The sequence below is a fragment of the Bradyrhizobium sp. genome, from assembly GCF_049586575.1.
Classification (GTDB): domain Bacteria; phylum Pseudomonadota; class Alphaproteobacteria; order Rhizobiales; family Xanthobacteraceae; genus Bradyrhizobium.
In genome coordinates this window covers 1-1,795 of the sequence record NZ_JBAVCF010000661.1, presented here as the reverse complement: position 1 = coordinate 1,795, position 1,795 = coordinate 1, and the positions used below count along the sequence as shown (strand labels likewise).

2 protein-coding genes are annotated in these 1,795 nt (G+C 60.6%); both read right to left on the bottom strand.

The window, feature by feature from the left end:
* Positions 1 to 122: 122 nt before the first annotated feature.
* On the bottom strand, positions 123 to 1,217 hold the full coding sequence (locus WB528_RS24235) for a DUF2336 domain-containing protein (protein WP_423891467.1): 1,095 nt from the start codon (positions 1,215 to 1,217) through the stop codon (positions 123 to 125).
* A 37-nt stretch (positions 1,218 to 1,254) separates the two neighbouring features.
* The coding region (locus WB528_RS24230) for an EAL domain-containing protein (RefSeq protein WP_423891465.1) at positions 1,255 to 1,795 on the bottom strand (541 nt) is incomplete at its 5' end.

The window sequence follows — 1,795 nt, the reverse complement described above, 5'->3', positions numbered from 1 at the left end:
CTCCGATGCGAGCTTCGGAATCAAAGGAGCTCTAGTAACTTATTGATTCTAGTGCGGCCTTGAATTTGAAGTTCCTATAAAGCGATTGCGGCAACACTGATAGGAACTTCAAATTCGCCGCACTAGTTGGGGCGGTTGGCCTTTTCCCGCATGCGATAGAACTTGAGCGCCGTCTGCGCCGTTACCGGCTGCAGCCGGAAGAAGTTGGCGAAGGTGATGTCGAGTTGCTGCCGCGAAGAGCCGTTGACGCCGGCATGCAGCAAAAGAAGCTTCATCGTCGTCGCCCAGGAGATATCGATCGCGCGGGCCAGAACGACAATCTGCTCGGTCTGGTTCTGGACGAAAGCCCGCTCCACCACGCCGACCGGGAGGTCGCACATCAAGGATAGCGCGGCGACCACCTTGTCGAAGCTGCCTGCGTCGGCGAAAGCGAGCAGTTGCGCTTCGTTCAGCTTGCCCGCGGCGTTCAGCTCGCGCACCAGATGCCGGGCTTGCGAAAACTCGTTCGAGCCGGCACGCGCCTTGGTCTGGATATGGTCAGTGGCCTGCGCCACTATCGACTTGATCAAGCCGGCGCGGCGGGGGTCTGCCTCGATAAGCTGGTTCTTGACCGCTTCCGAGGCGTCGACAAACAGCTTGACCAGGTTTTGGCGCGGAATATCCGGGCGCGACCAGACGCAGAGGGCAAGATCGCCGTCGTCGCAGGCTTTGTGGACCAGCGTTGATACGCCGAATTCGGAGAATTTCGCGCCGGCATTATGTGCGGTCGCGGAGACCACGGCGCGGTTGCCACGATCGACCAGGACGTCGGTCACGGCTTCCGTCAGAATCTTGCGGCCGGAGATCGCGAGCAGGTGGTCCTGGCTTTGGGTCCTGGCATTGTCGACCAGGGTATCGACGTCGATCCGCTCGCTATGGGTGAGGACCGGTCCGGCGACCTCGATGGCGGCATCGGCGGCCAGCAGACGAACGACCCCGCGCGGCGCATCGGGCAATTTTGCGATACGGCTGCCGAACTGGGCGCGGGCCGCGCTTTCGATGTTCTGAAGCAGCCTGCCCATCACGACATCGAACAGCGCGATCTGGTCTTCGGTGAATGTCCCGGACTTCAGGACAAAGAGGTCGGTCACCTTGCGCAGGACCTCGGCGCGCCGCGCCAGATTCTTGTCGCCAAGGGCATCCTCGAGCTGATCGATCAAACCGGTCTGCGCGGTCATGAGAAGATACTTTCTGTATCGAAAATTCGCATTCCGGTCAGGCCATCATGGCTTGCTGTTCCGGCGAATAGCGGGCGACGAAATCGAGCCGGAAGGCTGGCACCGGCCGGCCGAAGAGATAGCCCTGCGCGAGTTCGACGCGGGCTTCGCGCATGTATTCGAACTGCTGCTGGGTCTCGATGCCTACCACGGTCGTAATCTTTCCAAGGCCTTGTGCGAGTGCGAGCACCGACGATACCACCGCCGCATAGTCGCGGCGCTCCAGAACGCCCTGGGTGAAGGTCCGGTCGATCTTGATCTTGTCGAACGGGAAATTCGCCAGGTACGTCACGGAAGAATAGCCGGTGCCAACATCGTCCCGCGCCAAGGATACACCGAGATTCTTAAGCTGGCGTATCGTCGCCCTATGGGCCTCCTGGTTTTCCAGCAGCGAGGTTTCGGTGATTTCGAGCTCCAGCCGCTCCGGGGCGAGGCCGCTTTCGACCAGTGCGCACAGGATGACGTCAAAAAGGTTGCCCTTCTTGAACTGCACCGCGGAGATGTTGATCGCCAGGTTGACGTGGGAAGGCCATTTGGCG

Bases quoted from the DNA above. Each gene is read 5' to 3' on its own strand.
- WB528_RS24235 (WP_423891467.1), bottom strand. From the start codon at position 1,217: ATGACCGCGCAGACCGGTTTGATCGATCAGCTCGAGGATGCCCTTGGC.